The sequence below is a fragment of the Sphingobium cupriresistens LL01 genome (genome assembly GCF_001046645.1).
GTDB lineage: Bacteria > Pseudomonadota > Alphaproteobacteria > Sphingomonadales > Sphingomonadaceae > Sphingobium > Sphingobium cupriresistens.
This window is the reverse complement of record NZ_KQ130434.1, coordinates 1,799,432-1,815,519: the sequence shown is the minus strand read 5'-3', so window position 1 is coordinate 1,815,519 and position 16,088 is coordinate 1,799,432. Positions and strand designations below refer to the sequence as shown.

General features: G+C 58.7%; 15 protein-coding genes. 4 read left to right on the top strand and 11 right to left on the bottom strand.

Annotation, left to right across the window (positions count from 1 at the left end; translation table 11 throughout):
* Positions 1-38: 38 nt before the first annotated feature.
* The 3 genes from V473_RS08755 to V473_RS08745 are packed head-to-tail and all read right to left on the bottom strand — an operon-like array spanning position 39 to position 4,351.
* Positions 39-1,124 (bottom strand): LLM class flavin-dependent oxidoreductase, encoded by a 1,086-nt coding sequence (locus tag V473_RS08755; RefSeq protein ID WP_082679033.1) that lies wholly within the window; start codon positions 1,122-1,124, stop codon positions 39-41.
* Positions 1,125-1,170: 46 nt separating this feature from the next.
* Positions 1,171-1,995 carry an SDR family NAD(P)-dependent oxidoreductase gene (locus V473_RS08750; RefSeq protein WP_148648348.1) on the bottom strand — a complete coding sequence of 275 codons (825 nt, stop codon included), beginning with the start codon at positions 1,993-1,995 and terminating at the stop codon, positions 1,171-1,173.
* 28 nt (positions 1,996-2,023) lie between these two features.
* Entirely contained in the window at positions 2,024-4,351 is a 2,328-nt protein-coding gene (locus V473_RS08745) for a TonB-dependent receptor (protein WP_216628551.1), read from the bottom strand.
* Between the two features lie 477 nt (positions 4,352-4,828).
* Here V473_RS08745 and V473_RS08740 point away from each other — a divergent pair, with 477 nt between their 5' ends.
* A complete protein-coding gene (locus tag V473_RS08740) occupies positions 4,829-5,461 on the top strand; it encodes a TetR/AcrR family transcriptional regulator (RefSeq protein WP_148648347.1) in 633 nt (210 codons plus the stop codon).
* A 118-nt stretch (positions 5,462-5,579) separates the two neighbouring features.
* Here V473_RS08740 and V473_RS08735 read toward each other — a convergent pair whose 3' ends face one another.
* From V473_RS08735 to V473_RS08720, 4 genes are all read right to left on the bottom strand, one after another.
* Positions 5,580-6,356 carry an SDR family NAD(P)-dependent oxidoreductase gene (locus V473_RS08735; protein ID WP_066602711.1) on the bottom strand — a complete coding sequence of 259 codons (777 nt, stop codon included), beginning with the start codon at positions 6,354-6,356 and terminating at the stop codon, positions 5,580-5,582.
* A 244-nt stretch (positions 6,357-6,600) separates the two neighbouring features.
* The gene (locus tag V473_RS08730) at positions 6,601-7,698 is read right to left on the bottom strand and encodes an LLM class flavin-dependent oxidoreductase (RefSeq protein ID WP_066602710.1); all 1,098 of its coding nucleotides are present in this window, start codon (positions 7,696-7,698) and stop codon (positions 6,601-6,603) included.
* Positions 7,699-7,846: 148 nt separating this feature from the next.
* Positions 7,847-8,425 carry a TetR/AcrR family transcriptional regulator gene (locus tag V473_RS08725; protein ID WP_009821818.1) on the bottom strand — a complete coding sequence of 193 codons (579 nt, stop codon included), beginning with the start codon at positions 8,423-8,425 and terminating at the stop codon, positions 7,847-7,849.
* Positions 8,426-8,561: 136 nt separating this feature from the next.
* Positions 8,562-9,266, bottom strand: coding sequence for a MerR family transcriptional regulator (locus V473_RS08720; protein ID WP_066602708.1), 705 nt, complete (start codon positions 9,264-9,266; stop codon positions 8,562-8,564).
* A gap of 156 nt (positions 9,267-9,422) precedes the next feature.
* Here V473_RS08720 and V473_RS08715 point away from each other — a divergent pair, with 156 nt between their 5' ends.
* Complete coding sequence (locus tag V473_RS08715) at positions 9,423-10,676, top strand: cytochrome P450 (protein WP_066602705.1); 1,254 nt, start codon at positions 9,423-9,425, stop codon at positions 10,674-10,676.
* A gap of 4 nt (positions 10,677-10,680) precedes the next feature.
* Complete coding sequence (locus V473_RS08710; RefSeq protein ID WP_009821815.1) at positions 10,681-10,998, top strand: 2Fe-2S iron-sulfur cluster-binding protein; 318 nt, start codon at positions 10,681-10,683, stop codon at positions 10,996-10,998.
* Between the two features lie 159 nt (positions 10,999-11,157).
* Here the strand turns inward: V473_RS08710 and ribB are convergent, their stop codons facing one another.
* Together ribB and V473_RS08700 are read right to left on the bottom strand one after the other, a co-directional pair.
* A complete protein-coding gene (ribB, locus tag V473_RS08705) occupies positions 11,158-12,291 on the bottom strand; it encodes a 3,4-dihydroxy-2-butanone-4-phosphate synthase (protein WP_009821814.1) in 1,134 nt (377 codons plus the stop codon).
* Positions 12,288-13,064 (bottom strand): DUF2889 domain-containing protein, encoded by a 777-nt coding sequence (locus V473_RS08700; protein WP_066602702.1) that lies wholly within the window; start codon positions 13,062-13,064, stop codon positions 12,288-12,290. The genes ribB and V473_RS08700 overlap by 4 nt, the downstream gene beginning before the upstream one ends.
* 218 nt (positions 13,065-13,282) lie before the next feature.
* Between V473_RS08700 and V473_RS08695 the strand changes: the two genes are divergently transcribed.
* Positions 13,283-13,903 carry a TetR/AcrR family transcriptional regulator gene (locus V473_RS08695; RefSeq protein ID WP_244884351.1) on the top strand — a complete coding sequence of 207 codons (621 nt, stop codon included), beginning with the start codon at positions 13,283-13,285 and terminating at the stop codon, positions 13,901-13,903.
* On the opposite strand, the gene V473_RS08690 is transcribed toward V473_RS08695, so the two are convergent.
* On the bottom strand, positions 13,893-14,321 hold the full coding sequence (locus V473_RS08690; protein ID WP_066602695.1) for a nuclear transport factor 2 family protein: 429 nt from the start codon (positions 14,319-14,321) through the stop codon (positions 13,893-13,895). The two genes, V473_RS08695 and V473_RS08690, sit on opposite strands and share 11 nt — an antisense overlap.
* The gene (locus V473_RS08685) at positions 14,318-15,925 is read right to left on the bottom strand and encodes a class I adenylate-forming enzyme family protein (RefSeq protein WP_066605366.1); all 1,608 of its coding nucleotides are present in this window, start codon (positions 15,923-15,925) and stop codon (positions 14,318-14,320) included. Before V473_RS08685 ends, V473_RS08690 begins: the two co-directional genes overlap by 4 nt.
* Positions 15,926-16,088: the final 163 nt, after the last annotated feature.

The window sequence follows — 16,088 nt, the reverse complement described above, 5'->3', positions numbered from 1 at the left end:
TCCTAGTCCCGGAGCGCAGCTCCGGGACCGGTTTGCGGTCAGATTTCGATCTTGGCGGTGACTTCCTGCGCGAACCGCTGTAGCGATTCCTTCGCCGGGGCCGGATCGTCGATATAGTCGTGCGAATTGACGCAAAGCTGCCCGAACGAGCCGACCTGATCGATCAGCTTCTCGATCTTCTCGGCAACCGTCTCGGGCGATCCGCACAACCAGACATGTTCGGCAAGGAAGTCCATGTCCAGTTGATCTGGCGTCAGATCCTTGCCGGAATCCGCGATGATGCCAGCGAACAGATCGAATTTCTTGTAGATCGGGAACAGATATTTTTCCCAGCTTTCCGCAAGGCCGCTGGATAACGCCCGGCGCTTGGCTTCGGCATCCGTGTCGGCAATGAAGACTTCGCGGCATATGGTGAACCGCTTGCGATCGGGTGTGTGGCCGCTCGCTTCCATGGCGGCTGACCAGGTATCCCAATGCGCCTTCATCTGGGCGGTGCCGCCAAAGAAGGAGATCGGGCTGTAGTTGCGCTCGCCGGCGAACTTCATCGACGGGGATTTTGTGGAAAGGCCGGTCACTGCGATCTCCATGCCCGGATGGGGGCTGTTATCGGCGATCTCGACGTTGTAGCCGGGCATATCGTCGGGGCCGGGGAAGCCGGCCTGGTAGAAATTCCCCTTGAACTTGAAGGGTTCCCGCTTCCACACCTGCTGCATCACGTCGAGCGCTTCCAGTTGGCGCTCCGGAAGTCCGCCGATCCCGTCGAACCCGTTCAGAATGGCGTCGGTGTGATGGCCACCTGGCGCCACGCCCAGATAGTAGCGGTCGCCCAGCACGCGGCTCAGCCAGCCGATTCGCACTGCGAGCGTCGCGGGATTATGATAGGGCAGCAAATGCGCCATCGGTGCGAACCGGAGGGTCTTCGTCATTGGCGCGGCGGCGGCGATCACGGCTTCGGGTACGGGAATATTCTCGCGCGCCAGCGTATAATGTTCGCCGACCAGAAAATCCTTATATCCCGCCTCGTCGCATGTGCGGGCGAGATCGAGCGACCATTCGAACATCTCCAGCGGCGTGCGATGGGGCTTGTTGTAGGGTGTGTGAAAGATGCCGGCACGCAATGCCATGATGTAAAATCCTCTTCAAAATGCGGAATTGGGCAGGGCTAGGACTTCACTGGTCCCCAAGGTCAGGAGTCACGCCGCCCATGACGGAGAGTCCGCCGTCGATCACATGCTGCGCGCCGGTCGTGAAATAGGACTCGTCGGAGGCGAGATAGAGGGCGAGGTAAGCTACATCGATGGGCCGCCCCAGTCGGCGAAGCGGCTGGACGGATGCAGCAGCATCCATGGCGTTCTGGGTGGGAAAAGCTTCTTCCACCATCGAGGTGAGAATGACGCCCGGCGCGATGGAATTGACGCGAATATTGAACCCGGCCAGTTCGATCGCAGCGGCGCGCGTGAGAGCGTCTACCGCGCCCTTGCTTGCCGTGTAGGCGGTGAAGCGCCCGCAGGCGTTGACGACTGCCAGCGAGGAGACGTTCACGATGGAGCCGCCGCCGGCTGCCTTCATGATCGGGATGAGGGTTTGCATGCCTACCATCTGGCCCCAGGCGTTGACGTCCATCGTCCGGGTCCAATGCTCATGGGTCAGCACGTCGTAGGTCGCCGGCGCGAGGATGCCGGCGTTGTTGACCAGAATGGTGATCGGACCAAAGCTCTCCGCCGCCGCCTTCACCGCGTCCTTCCAGTCGGCCTCCTTCGAAACGTCGAGCGAGACCGCGAGCGCGCTATCCTGATGCTTTGCGTTGATCTCTGCCGCGACCTTCTGCGCGGCACCGAAATTGACGTCGGCGACGATCACCTTGGCGCCTTCATCTGCAAACAGGCGGGCTTCGGCCTCACCCTGGCCGGTGCCGGAGCCCGTCACGATCGCGACCTTGCCATTCAGTCTTGCCATCTCATCTGTCCTTTTTGTGGTGAGCTGGCGGGGCGCCAAAATTCGACCCGTCAGCCCAGAGTTTAAGCTAGAATTCGAAGCGGACCTCGGCGCCGTACGTCCGCGGAACGCCGGGAAGGACACTCTGCACGCCCAGGACCGCGCCTAGGGCGAAGCCGCCGACGATGTATTTCTCGTTCGTCAGATTCTTCACGTAGGTCGCAACGGAGACGTTGCTGCCCTGGATTTTCTTCCATTCCAGCCGGGCATTGGCGAGCGTGTAGCCTTTGACCTCCGTTCCCGGCAGGATCGAGGCGTTGAGGTTGGAGTAATAATATTTGCTCTGGGAATAGAGGTCGCCGCGCAGCGCGATTTCGCCGCCATCGCCGGCGAGCGGGAAGGACGCGCTGAAGAAGGCCGACCCCGAATATTTCGGCGTATCGGCATAAGGCCCGAAGCCGAATTGCCCGCTTCCGACATTCGCTATTGGATTGGTGTAACGAGCATCGGTGTAGGAGAAGACACCTCCCACCTGTAGCCAGTCGGCCAACTGGATTGAACCTTCGACCTCGGCGCCGCTGACTCGCGCCTTCTTAACGTTACCCGAGACGGCGCTGACGTCGATATAGACCGCACGGATCACATTCTTGATATACTGGTCGAACAGCGCAACATTCAGGCTTGCCCTGCGCCCCCCGACATAGCCCTGAAACTTTGCGCCCAGCTCGAAATCGTAGGTGGTTTCTGGCTCATACTGGTTGGCGAGCGAGACGCCATCGACCACGGTAAAGGCAGTGCCGTTGAACCCGCCCGTCCGCCAGCTGCCACGCTGGGACGCATAGATCATGAGCGACGGCGTCACCTTGTAGTCGATACTGAGGTTCCAGCTCGGCTTGGATACTTTGAGCTCGGCCGGTCCAACGCCCAGAATCGCGTTGATATCGCCAGCCAAAGGCTTGTATTTCGCCAGTTCCCAGGTGTAGCGGGCGCCCGCAGTGAAATTCAGGCCCGTGGCGACCTCATAGGAAGCCTGGCCGAACAACGCCTTCGAATAGTTGTCGAACTGGAATGTACGCAGGATATAGACGGCGTTCGGCGTGTCCGAGAAAATACCCAAAGGCTGGTTCTGACGGTTCATGCCGTGGAAGAAATAGGCGCCAAGAATACAATCCAGCTTACCGTCGAATGCCTTGCCCTGCAGCTGCAATTCGTTCGATATCTGATCGTCGGTATAGGTATATCCGAGCGAATTTTCGGGATAGAAGCCCACGATCAGCGGGGTGAACGGCAGACCGTCGACGTCAGTTTTGTCATTGGACTTCACATAGTTATAGCCTGCGATGTTCTTGATCGTCAGATCATCGGACAGGTCATAGGTTGTGGTGTTGACGACCATATACTGGTTCGCACGATGCCCGGCGTCCGTATTGGTATAGGTATCGTAAAAGCCGGAATTCTTGGTTTTCTCGATATAGTCGTCCAGCGAGCTGAAGGCGTTGGCAACCAGCGGGTATGTGATCTGGACGCCTGGCTGATACACAGCCGCAGTCGGTAGTGCAGGCGAGAGCAGGAAGCCGTTATTGACCTCGCCGACCTTGAAGATCCGATCTGCCTTCAGCGACGTGCTACGCCCGCGATAACGGCCATATTGGAAAAGAGTCGTATTGGTCAGGTTATCGGACAGTTCCAGCCGCAAGGAAGGCCGGATCGTGAGATTGTCGAGCGAACCATGCTTGATGTTCAGTAGAAGGTTTCTCTGGAAGCCATCCCGCTTGTTATACTGGGCTGCCAGGCGGAAGGCTCCAAAATCGCCGAGAGGGACATTTACAGCGCCTTCGATCCGACGATCATTATAGTTACCGTAGGCAACTTCGCCATAGCCCTCGAACGCGCCCATCTTGGGTGCTGCGGACTGATACAGCACCGCGCCGCCCGTGGCGTTTCTGCCGAACAAAGTCCCTTGCGGCCCCTTGATGACCTGGATGCTCTCCAGGTCGAAGAAGGAGGATGCCGACGACCCTTGGGTATTGAACTCGTTGAAATAGATAAGGACGGCAGGTGAGGCGAAGGAGAAAGCGTCGATTGACTGACCGCGAAGGGAGAAGTTGGTCTGGTTGGAAGATCCTGTCTGGCGCACCGTCAGGCCGGCTGTAGCCGACTGAAGGTCCGCTTCGGTGAGGATGCCTCGATCGTTGATCGCCTGATTGCCGAACGCTTCGACCGCGACAGGCACGTCCGCAAGCTTTTCCTCGCGTCGTCGGGCAGTGACCACAATATCTTGAGCTGCCGACGGGGAGACAGCGCGTTCAGCGGCCGCCTGTGGATCGGCAGGATTAGCGTCCTGTGCGTGAGCGACGAAGCTGGGTAGCCATGCGACTGAAGCGCACAGCATAAATCGATAAGCACAATGCTTCATGACATCCATCCCCTAAGATGATTGTTTATTTATTCTTTTATAAAGTCTGCTTATTTTTTGCGCAGTTATCGAACGGAGATTTTTATAAATCGCCGAATTCATGTTTTTTCTAATTTAACTTCCACAGGCAGCGATTCGACTATCTTCTGGGCTTGCCTGATGCTTTGGATATGCCTAGCCTGAATTACTGTCAAGTGACTTAAATTTACGTGGCGAGCGCTTCAAAGGGTTCGGTTGAAGCGCCGGCACGATTAGCCACAAAGGGCGGAATTCCGCGCTGCTGAACGCTTGCGATAGGCGCGGAGGATCGTTTAAACCCCTCCCAAACCGACATCGTCGTCGGTTATTGATATGGGAGGAGGCGGCATCAACGGTTCAGCGGAGCTGGTGCGGGCGTGAGTCGTACGCCGCGATCAGCAACGGGCGGTGCGAACTGCTCATTCTATGGTTCGAAGCTTTAAGGGAAGCTGGTCTCGAATGGCGTATAAGACGAGTGAGATCACGAGGGAGCGGTTGATCCGTTCAGGTGAATGGCTTTTGGCGCGGCGCGGCGTCGGGAGTGTGTCCGCACGCGAAGTCGCAAAACATGCGGAAATGAAAAACAACTTCTCCGTCTCTTATCATTTCGGTTCGATGGACGGGCTAATCCGCAATATCTTGCGCGATCGCGTCATCGGGCTGGAAGGCAGCCGACAGGAGCTGATCGAGGCGGGCATCGCGAATGGAGAATTTTCTCTTAGATTTTGGCTGGAATGCCTTCTGCATCCGCAACTTCAGGCACGCGACAATGACGGCTATCACGCCTACGCCTCTATATTATGCCAATATCTGCCTCACTATTATCCCAAAGGCTTTCCGTGGCAGGAGGACGGAAATGGCGATTTGACCCCTGCGTTCAATCGCATAGTCAAAGGGTTGCGCAGCTGCGTCCCGGATTTGCCATCCGATATCTTCGACCGCCGCCTGACCAATGCCTCCTTGCTGTATCTGAACGTGCTGGTAGGTCTCTCGGGTGAACCATCGCTGGACGCGACAGGGAGTGAGCATTATCTCATCAAGGATGCGATCAGGCAAAGCATCGCAGTGCTGACGGCTGAGTGGATCGATTGACTGGCATTGAGCGGCTGAAGGGGCGGCTCCCATAAATGGAACCAACCCTGCCAACACAAGCACATCATTCGACCGACGCCAAGCGGATGATGGCATGGCCTTGATCGGGCCGCCTTCGCTAGCGAACCGAAACCAGCCCGCCATCGACCGCAAGCATCTGGCCGGTAATGAAACGCGAAGCGTCGCTCGCGAGAAACACCAGTACAGGCGCCAGATCCTTGTCAGGGTCTCCGAACTTTCCCCCAAGCGGAATGGCAGTTTGGACCTCATGGTCATGTCTTGCGAGCGCTTCCGGCGACAAAGCGTCCCGGAATTTCTGATACATGGGCGTGACGACATAGGGGAGTACTGCGTTGACCCGGATCCCGTCCGGTCCCCACTGTCGGGCAACCGATCGTGTCCACGTATGGACGGCGCCCTTGGTCGCGCCATAGACAGCATTGTCCGGCTCGCCCGTCAGACCTGACTCCGAACCGAAGTTTATGATCGCCCCATTACCGCGAGGCTTCATCGCGAGATAGGCGGCGCCATTTGTATTCATGGTGCCCAGAACATTTATATCGAACAGGCGGCGGTATGCGGCTTCGTCGACCTGGATGACGTCAACGAAGGATTGCACGCCCGCGACATTTACCATCACGTCCAGGCCGCCCAATCGCGCAGCGGCTTCCTCAAATGCCTTGTCTACCGCGCCGCGGTTCGTGACATCGAGCAGCTGAAAGGTTGCTTGACCCGGCCCGTGCTCACTCGCCTCAGCCGCCGTTCGATGTCCGAGTTCCTCCTGCAGGTCCATTGCGACGGTTGTTGCGCCGGCGGCGACGTAGGCCCGCACGATCGCTGCACCGATCCCCTGTGCGCCGCCAGTGACGATTATCTTCTTGCCAGCGAGGTCCATTCCAAAACTCCTGATTAAGTCCGCGATGGGCGGGAGAGGGTAGTCAAAGCTCTGTCCCGCGCCGACGAGAGACGGTCGGCGCGAGATAGGTTTTTCGTCTGCCTCGAAGCCCGTCTGTCCGACCCGCTGCTTCCGCGTCGCGCGTTGGGTTTACCAGCGGAACGGTTCTGCAAATCCGGACGACGAGGGTCGAAAGCTGCATCAAGAGCGGTGGACGCCGTCTTCTTGATGGCGATGTCATGCGTCAGGCAGGAACAGACGCTCCCACTTTTGGCATGACCTCTTGCGCAAAGCGCTGGAGCGACTCATTTGCGGGCGCCATGTCGTCAATATTGTCATGCGAATTGATGCACAGCATGCCCCATGGCCCGACCTTGTCGACAAGCGCCTCGATCTTTTGTGTCACGGTTTCGCTCGAACCGCAGAGCCACACGTGCTCGGCAAGGAAATCCATGTCGACTTCATCAGCGCTGATATCGACCCCAGAATCCTTGATGATCCCGTCGAGCAGCTTGAACTTCTTGTAGATCGGCAGGAGATAATGCTCCCAGCTGTAGCCAAGGCCGCCAGAGATCGCACGGCGCTTCGCTTCCGCATCATTATCCGCGACGAACACCTCGCGACAGACGCGAAGCCGCTCCCGTTCCGGCGTAAAGCCCGCTTCTCGCATGGCGGTCGACCAGGTTTCCCAGTGCGATATCATCTGATCGACACCACCAAAAAACGAGATCGGGCTGTAATTCCGCTCACCGGCGAACTTCATCGAGTTCGAATTGGCCGAGAGCGCGGTGACGGCGATTTCGAACGGCGACTCTTTCCATAATCCGTTCTTGGCGATGGTCACGTCATAGCCGGGCATATCGTCAGGACCTGGAAATCCTGCTCTGTAGAAATCGCCTGCGAAGCGGAACGGCTCTTCCTGCCAGACCTTCTCCATGATCGTGAGCGCCTCAATCTGCCGTGCGGGCAATTGCGACAGATTCTCGAAGCCGTGCAGGATCGCGTCGGTATGGTGACCGCCTGGGCCGACGCCGAGATAATAGCGTCCTTCGAGCACCTGACTGAGCCAGCCGATGCGGATCGCGAGCGTTGCAGGGTCATGATAGGGGAGAAGGTGCGCCATCGGCGCGAACCGGAGCTTTTCCGTCACCATCGCCGCAGATGCGATGATCGCCTCGGGCATGGGAATATTTTCCAGGGCAAGCGTATAATGCTCACCCACCAGAAAGTCAGAAAAACCCGCCTTGTCGCATATCTGCGCCAGTTCGATGGACCAGTCGAAGATCTGCTTCGGGGTCCGCTGAGGCTGGTTGTAGGGGGTGTGGAACAATCCGCACTTCATCACGCATCTCTCCTGTGCCGGGGGGCCTGACGCGCATGGAAAGCAGACGTCAGGGCAGGGTTACTGGCAGCCTTTCACGGCGGCTCTCGTCGTTACCGGACACAAATGACCGCTTATTAAGCGATTCGTCAACACTAATGTTGATGATTTATTTTTTCCGCGCGGCCGTGGGTGGCTGCAGCCCTTCCATGACGAGGCGCAGGGCGCGATCGAATTCGCGATCGCGATCGTCCTGATCCCATTCCGTCGCGCCGGCCGCCAGCATCATGGTGAGGCGGTGAACTTCGGTGATAGCGAAGTCGGATCGAATGAGGCCGGCACGCTGGGCGCGTGCGATCGGAACGGAGCAGACCCCCTCCATGCGAGCGCGCAGCACGGCGATTGCCTGGCGACCTTCGGCGCCATGCTGGATGGCTACTGCGTTGGCCAGCGCCGCGTAATCGGTACGGCTCTCGCACATCTTCCTGACCATCAGGAGAAAGGTGTCGGGCCGGTCGTGATGTTCGTCCGCTATTGCTGCGACATCCTCGATGCGACGTTCCATAACCGCAAGAGCGAGCGCGTATCGATCGGCAAAATTCCGGTAGAGCGTAGTACGGCCGACGGAAGCCTCCGCAGCGATCGCATCAAGCGCCACGGCATATCCGTGCCTTGCGAATATCGTCGCCGCCGCTGCGATAATCCGCTCACGCCGATCTTTGGCATCTCTGCGCACACCCAATTCCATTCGTCTTATCCGGACAATATTGTCCGTAACCGTTCCAGTTGTTTCTAACCAGCCTAATCGAAAAGGGTTTGGCGGTCGAAAATCCCTTCTGGCGTTTGCTGGCACGATGTCTGGATCGGAAGAGAGCCGCGACGGCCTAGCGGTCGCCCGTCTCGAGGGACCGATGTACATTGGTCATAAAAGCCTTGATCCGGAGAAGGCCGAAGAAATCGAGCATCAGTGGCAGAGCTATCTGGAGCATCCTGGCGGCATCTTCTTCACTAATCGCGCCATCCGACCCGCTGAAGAATATCGATGCCTCATGCCGGGCGACCAGTTCGGCGGCTTCGCGATAGAAGCTGATATTTTCCGGAGGAAAGCCCTGTTCCTCGACAAATCCCGCTTCCCGTATCTTTCCCCATATTTCCACAAGTCGCGCATCGGTCAGGCTGAGGCTGCAACCGCTCTCGGTCGGCAAAAGCGTCAGCATCCCCATGGCCTCGAACGCACGGGCATCGCGTTCGGCGCGGGGATAGCGCTCGGAAAGGCTTTGCAACGAGACCGATGTCGGTTGCTCCAGTCCGAAAGAGCGTGACAGCAAAGCCTCGAGGTGACTGTAAGCCGATGCGGGGCCTGGGCGTTCGAGCGCCTCCCCCGACAGAGCGGATCTGATCTCCTTGAGCGTCATGCGCGAAGTCTGTTGCAAATGCCTGATCGTGGCGATGCCGCTGACGTGACCCTCGTCATATTCCGCAGCATTGCGCGCTGGGCGCTGTGGCTCGGGTAGCAGGCCTTCACGGATCATGATCCGTATGACCTCGCGATCAACACCGGTCCGCTCTTCTAGTTCGCGCATCTTCATGTCGACTACCTAAGCGCGTGACCGCGTTCGGCGCAAATGTTTCGGATCAACGCCAGCGTTGAAACTTCTTGCGCGGCATTTTCCGTGCGTGTAAAGAACACGCATGGCCCGGGAACGGCTGGGCATGTTGAGATAAGGAGAGCGATCTTGGCTACGATGCCTGAACATGTCCCTGAAACGATGTCGCGCGCCCGCGCTCCCCGCCCGGAGCATATTCCCGAGCAATATGTGCATGAAATCGACATGTATGCGCTCGAAGGCATCGAGCAGGGCTATCATGAGGCGTGGAAGAATATCCCCAAGCCCGACATGCCCGATCTCATCTGGACCCCCTTTACCGGTGGTCACTGGATCGCGACCAATGGGGATACCGTACGCGAGGTCTACAGTGATCCTACCCGCTTCTCGAGCGAGGTCATTTTCCTGCCGAAGGAAGCTGGCGAAAAGTACGAGATGGTCCCGACCCGCATGGATCCGCCCGAGCATACGCCTTACCGGAAGGCGCTCGACAAGGGGTTGAGCCTTGCCCAGATTCGCAAGGTGGAATCGAAAGTGCGCGAGGTCGCGGTCGATCTCATCGACAGTTTCGTCAGCCGGGGCGAATGCGACTTTTCGGCCGAATATGCCAATGTCTTCCCTGTCAGGGTCTTCATGGCGCTTGCAGATCTCCCCGAAAGCGACGTGCCCACGCTCAGCCGCTTCGCCAAGATGATGACGCGCCCGGAGGGCAACACGCCCGAGGAAATGGCCAAGCATCTTGAGGAAGGCAATAAGGGCTTTTTCGCCTATGTCGAACCGATCATCCAGGCCCGTCGAGGCAAGGAGGGCGAAGATCTGATCACCGTCATGGTGAATGCCGAGATCAACGGCGAGCGGATTACGCATGACAAGGCGCTCGGTCTCATTTCCCTGCTTTTGCTGGGTGGTCTCGATACGGTCGTGAACTTCCTCAGCTTCATGATGATCCACCTTGCGAAGAACCCGCAGGTCGTCGAGGAATTGCGCGCTGATCCCCTGAAGCTGATGCGCAGCGCGGAAGAGATGTTTCGGCGTTTTCCGGTTGTTTCCGAGGCGCGCATGGTCGCGAAGGACCAGGATTTCCGAGGCATCGAACTCAAGCGGGGCGACATGATCTTGCTGCCGACCGCATTGCATGGCCTGGACGACCAGTTGAACGACGATCCCTGGCGCATCAATCTCGAACGTCGCGGCATCTCGCACAGCACCTTCGGCGGTGGTCCTCATCGCTGCGCCGGCCTCCACCTTGCGCGCATGGAAGTGATCGTCACCATCGAGGAATGGCTCAAGCGCATTCCCACCTTCGCCATGAAGCCAGGAGCGCAGCCTATCTATCATTCCGGCATTGTTGCAGCTGTCGACAATGTCCCTCTTATCTGGTCGGAGCGCTGAACTTATGCCGAGTATCAATGTCATGACGCGAACGGGCGAGTCGCGCATAATCGAAGTGGTTGAAGGCATCAGCGTAATGGAAGCGGTGAGGGACGCCGGGATCGACGAGCTGCTGGCGCTATGTGGCGGATGCTGTTCCTGCGCGACCTGCCATGTCTATGTGGCTGAGGAGTTTGAAGACCGGCTGCCCGCGCTCTCCGATGATGAAAACGACCTGTTGGACAGTTCCGATCACCGGAACGAGCGCTCGCGTCTGGCCTGTCAGCTCGTGGTCAATGCGGGCATGAACGGGATGGCGTTGACGATCGCGCCTGAAGACTGACCTTACCCGATAGGACGACTAAACTGCGGAGCGCGCCCTACCGGTCGCGCTCCGTACGTCGTTCGAGCAGTGTATGTTGGCTTATCGCGTCAGGTCACCGGGCGCTGCATGCGCTTCAGGGGAATGCCGGCGAGCCGGCATTCCCGATGGCGATACAAGTCAAGCCTGCGACTGCACCAGGCGCATGGCCGGCTCAACAAGCGGTCGCTTGGCCACCACCTTCAGACCAAAGCCTTCCAGCGCAGTCATTTTCGTCGGGCTTGAGGTGAGAAGGATCATTTCTCCTACCCCCAGATCAAGCAACATCTGCGCTCCGATACCGTAGTCGCGATAGCCGTGCGTGTCGGAATAGGCTTTGCGGTTGCCCTTGATCCGCTCCGAAATCGATGACGGATTGGGATCGGATACGAACACCGCCACGGCTGGCCCGTCATACTCCGAAAGTGCAGCCAGTGCTGTCGGGACATAGTTGCGATGTGCTTCCCGCCAGCCCAGAATATCCGCCGTCAGATCCAGCTGATGCACGCGCACCAGCGTCGGTTTATCCTTCGTAGGCGAGCCCCGGACGAGCGCGACATGCTCGGCGCCGTCTATCTTGTTGCGATAGACGATCACCTGGAAGTCACCATGCCAACTCTCGAACGGCGCCTCAGCCACGCGCTCTACCAACGTCTCAAGACGTCGACGGTAGGCGATAAGGTCGGATATCGTCCCGACCTTCATCTTGTGTTCGCGAGCGAAGCGCAGAAGATCAGGCAAGCGACTCATCGTGCCGTCGTCATTCATGACCTCGCAAATGACGCCAGCAGGCGTGAGGCCAGCCAGACGCGAGATATCGACGGCTGCCTCGGTATGGCCAGCGCGAACCAGCACGCCGCCGTCGCGGGCGGTAAGCGGGAACACATGTCCGGGCGAGACGATATCATGCGCCTGCTTGGAGGGGTCCACCGCTACGGCAATGGTATGAGCCCGGTCATGCGCCGAGATCCCGGTTGAAACCCCTTCGCGGGCTTCGATCGAGACGGTGAACGCCGTACCATGACCGCTTTCGTTGCGGGTTGCCATCGGCCGCAGATCGAGTTGCTTGGCGCGTTCGTTTGTGATCGCCAGGCAGATCAGGCCACGGGCATGGGTCGCCATGAAGGTGATGATCCGCGGTGTCGCGAACTGCGCGGGAATGATGATGTCGCCTTCGTTTTCGCGATCCGGCGCATCCACGAGAATATAGGGAAGCCCGTTGCGCGCATCCTCGATGATCTCTTCGATCGGCGCAATTTCACCATAGTCAGTCATTGGAAAAAGCCTTTGAAATATGCGGTAACATGCGGTGGAAGTGAGGCGACGGCGACGCCGTCGGTAAAGTCCCGGACGTAGCCGACGATGCTGGTCGCGGTGTCGAAATGGTCCTGGGAATAGCTGTGGCAGGCGTCGCGCATCGCTGGCGCAGCGTTGAGTGGCACTGCCGGCGAAAGATCAACCAGATGCCGCCGGCCTCGGGCGACGAAAACACCTCGCTGCAGCATGATCGCCAGATCGAGGTCGTCCCCGCTGAACTGCTCGCGTGCCCACGACGCAAAGCCTTTCATCATCGGTTTGCCAGCAAGTTTCGGTGGCTCGACTATATGGTGATCCTGAACGTACCAGTTGTGGACGATCGCCCCGTCTCGCTCGACCTTGATCCATACCGGCGCACCAGCTTCGTCGGGTATCTCGATGAGAACCTCGCGCTTGAGCGGCGTCTGGCTGGTGGCGTTCCTGAACGCCCAATATGCCAGATCCATCAGATGCGTGCAGTTGAGAACAGGTGGCAAACGCTCGCGGAACGCCAGCATGTCACCATCGACAGGCAGGCCTTTCAACTTGCCGAGCGGACGGTCGGCCGAACCACAGCTGGTCGCCGGTCCACGCGCCACTCGCGCCTCGATATCAGTTACATGCCCATTGGCATGATGCATGACCAGCCACATCGAATGATGGGTATCGTCGAGCGTAACGAGGATTTTTCCGGGCACGCGGAATGTTCGAACCAGCCGCCGAAAGCAGCCGGTCCCATATTCCGGGTTCACAGGGAAATGGCTTAGACTCACTTATTCCTCTCCAGATTTCATCTTATATGAAAACCGGATTTCGTCAACGCCGACGTTGACGTTGATGACGCCGCTTGCCTCCCACGTGTGTTGAGTGCAAGTTCGGGGACATGAATGATAAAAGCAGCAACATTTCTAAACGCCGGCGGACGGCTCGTGCAAAAGACAGCGCCGATTACGTCGCCAAGCGGGCGGAGGTGCTGGGCGCGGCCGCCACTTTGTTCAAGCAGCAGGGCTTCCATTCCACGCGGCTCGTGGATGTCGCCCGAGAAGCTGGTCTTGATCGGGCTACCATCTATTATTACGCCGGTAGCAAGGAGGAACTGCTGCAGGATATCGTTGGGGGTGTACTAGACACGGCCATCGCTGCCGCGGAGGAATTGCGTGCGAATGACGCACTCACCGGCATGCAGCGGCTGCATCAGATCTTCGTGATCCTAATGACGAGCTATGAAGAAAATTATCCGGCGACTTTCGTCTATATCCAGGAGCAGATGCATCAGGTCGGCGTGCAGGAAACCGAATGGGCGCAGTTGATCATGAAGCGCACGCGTTTGTTCGACCGGATGCTGATCGATTTCATTAAGGAGGGTATCGAGGATGGCGATCTGCGATCGGACATACCGCCCCGTCTCCATGAGAATGCCCTGTTCGGAATGCTGAACTGGACGCATCGCTGGTTCGTACCGGGCGGCAGCCTGACAGGACGACAGGTCGCCGAAACATTCTGGTCGATCTATACCGGCGGAGCGCTTACCGACGCGGGCCGTGCTAAGGCGCTTCCATCGCCGCCGGTCCTCAGCGCCGTCACCGGCTGAGGTTGTCCAGCACGCCAACCCCGGACTGCCGTCCGAATATTTCCAGCATATGCTGCGTGTCGGAATATTCCCGCACGCTGCATATCCGGTCCCCGTCGAGATCGAACCTGAAATGATAGGCATTGGCATAGACGCGACCGTCGCACAGCCGTGCATGCGAGGTCGCTTCCGCTGACACCTGTCGGCCCGCGCTGATCATGCTCGACGGCGTGATCGTTAACGCCCCGTCGAGATAGAGCGGTTTTACTTGGCGCAGCAAACTGCCCAGCGTGGCCTTGTCGATCGTCCCGGACATACCATCCAGGTTCCCCAAGACCCACCATGTCGCGTCTTCGGTCAGATATTCGAGGATCGCCTCTACATCGCCCGATGAAAAGCTATCCAGAAACGCGGCAACGATAGCCTTGGGCTCGCTCACGAAGCCGGCTCTTTGAGCCGATCCCTGAGCGCCCGCTTGTCGACCTTCGTGGCGGACATCGGCCAGTCGGATGCAGCAAGAAATATGATCGCGCGCGGTACCTTGTAGCTTGCGATCCGGCCCCGGCAGTGCGCGATGAGGCCTTCTTCGTCGATGTCATGTCCCGGATGAATTTCGACGAACGCAACCGGAACTTCATCGAGGCGGATATCGAAACGGCCGACCACCTCAACAGTTTTGACTGCTGGATGCGTGGCCAGAAAGGCTTCGATCTCGACGGCGGCGACATTTTCGCCGCCGACTTTGAGCATGTCCTTGTAGCGACCGCCAAAGACGAGGCTTCCACCGGAAAGGCGCGTATAGAGATCGCCGGTCTTGAGCCAGCCGTCCGACGTGAGAGCCTCAGCAGTTTTCTCCGGCGCTGCCCAATACCCCTCCATCACATTGTAGCCACGCACCCAGATTTCGCCGAGCGTGCCGTCGGGAAGGTCGATGCCGGTTTCCGGATCCACAATGCGAATCTCGATGCCAGGGCTCGCCTTTCCATTCGTGGTTGATCGCGACACTCGATCTTCGTCCGGATCGCTCAATGCGAAAACGCCGGCTGTTTCGGTCATGCCGCAGCCCTGTATCACTTCGCAGCTTGGAAGCAGGGTCTGGACCAAATCGACCTGCGCAGGCGGCGCGATGATGCACAGATGCCGCATACTGGCGAGTTTTGCCGGATCGAAGCTGGGATGCCCGATAAGTCCCTGCATGATTGCTGGGAACCAGGGCCATGTCAGGGTGACCTTTTCGTCATACATGAGTTTAAGCGCGCGGCCGGGTTCGAAATAGCCGTCCGTCAGAAATGTGCCGGCGACTCCGAGCGTGCCGACAAATGGCGCGAAGGTTCCGATATGGAACAAGGGGCCGGCACCCCACACGACATCATGGTCAGGTGCTTTCAGCCGATGTCGAGCCCGCTCTACGGGGCCACGGGTGACTGCCTCGTGACTGAGGACGCAGCCCTTCGGGTTGGCCGTCGTGCCCGAGGTGTAGATGATGAGCGCAGCATCGCGCACCCGAACCTGCCGTCGTCTGGTTTCGATAACCGACGGCTCGATATGGTCGGCGAGCGCCTGGAACGCTGCGACGTCCATGATGCCTTGCCCGCCACTGCCGCGCACGAGGACGATATGCTCCAGATGCGGCGCAGGTTCGCCTTCAAGCCCACTTGCCAGCACTGCCGGGAAATCAACCGGATCGTCGGGATGTCGGCTCGTCAGGATCGCCACCAGATCGGCATTGCGGATGATATATCCCAATTCCGTCGCCTTGTGGCGCGCGTTCAGCGGTACGGCAACGCAGCCGAGCAGCGCAACGCCAAGAATGGCTTCGGCGAATTCCACGCAATTGGGAATGAGCAGGCCGACATGTTCGCCACGACGGACGCCCAGAGCCGTCAGCGATCGTGCGACTCGGACAGCCCCATCGCGCATAGCCGAATAGGTGGCGCGCTGGCCGGGCAGCACCAGAGCATCACGCTCCGGAGCGACTGCCGCTGCCCGGAAAAGCAGGTCCCCCAAGGTTGAAACTTCGGTCGTGATCGGACGATCCATCATGTTCCTCTCCGCTCCAGGCCGTGCAGCTTCGCACAGCATCATCGAGCCGAATGCACTTATGCGAAAAAAAATTAGGGGCCGTCAACACGAGAGTTGACAAGTCTTCCGAAAGGGGATTGGATTAGGGGGTCGACACAGGATCAACCCTAATAGCGGGGGAGCA

Excerpts from the sequence above, each read along its gene's own strand:
- V473_RS08755 (WP_082679033.1), bottom strand. The coding sequence starts at position 1,124 with ATGGCATTGCGTGCCGGCATCTTTCACACACCCTACAACAAGCCCCAT.
- V473_RS08745 (WP_216628551.1), bottom strand. The coding sequence starts at position 4,351 with ATGAAGCATTGTGCTTATCGATTTATGCTGTGCGCTTCAGTCGCATGG.
- V473_RS08740 (WP_148648347.1), top strand. The coding sequence starts at position 4,829 with ATGGCGTATAAGACGAGTGAGATCACGAGGGAGCGGTTGATCCGTTCA.
- V473_RS08735 (WP_066602711.1), bottom strand. The coding sequence starts at position 6,356 with ATGGACCTCGCTGGCAAGAAGATAATCGTCACTGGCGGCGCACAGGGG.
- V473_RS08730 (WP_066602710.1), bottom strand. The coding sequence starts at position 7,698 with ATGAAGTGCGGATTGTTCCACACCCCCTACAACCAGCCTCAGCGGACC.
- V473_RS08725 (WP_009821818.1), bottom strand. The coding sequence starts at position 8,425 with ATGGAATTGGGTGTGCGCAGAGATGCCAAAGATCGGCGTGAGCGGATT.
- V473_RS08720 (WP_066602708.1), bottom strand. The coding sequence starts at position 9,266 with ATGAAGATGCGCGAACTAGAAGAGCGGACCGGTGTTGATCGCGAGGTC.
- V473_RS08715 (WP_066602705.1), top strand. The coding sequence starts at position 9,423 with ATGCCTGAACATGTCCCTGAAACGATGTCGCGCGCCCGCGCTCCCCGC.
- V473_RS08710 (WP_009821815.1), top strand. The coding sequence starts at position 10,681 with ATGCCGAGTATCAATGTCATGACGCGAACGGGCGAGTCGCGCATAATC.
- ribB (WP_009821814.1), bottom strand. The coding sequence starts at position 12,291 with ATGACTGACTATGGTGAAATTGCGCCGATCGAAGAGATCATCGAGGAT.
- V473_RS08685 (WP_066605366.1), bottom strand. The coding sequence starts at position 15,925 with ATGATGGATCGTCCGATCACGACCGAAGTTTCAACCTTGGGGGACCTG.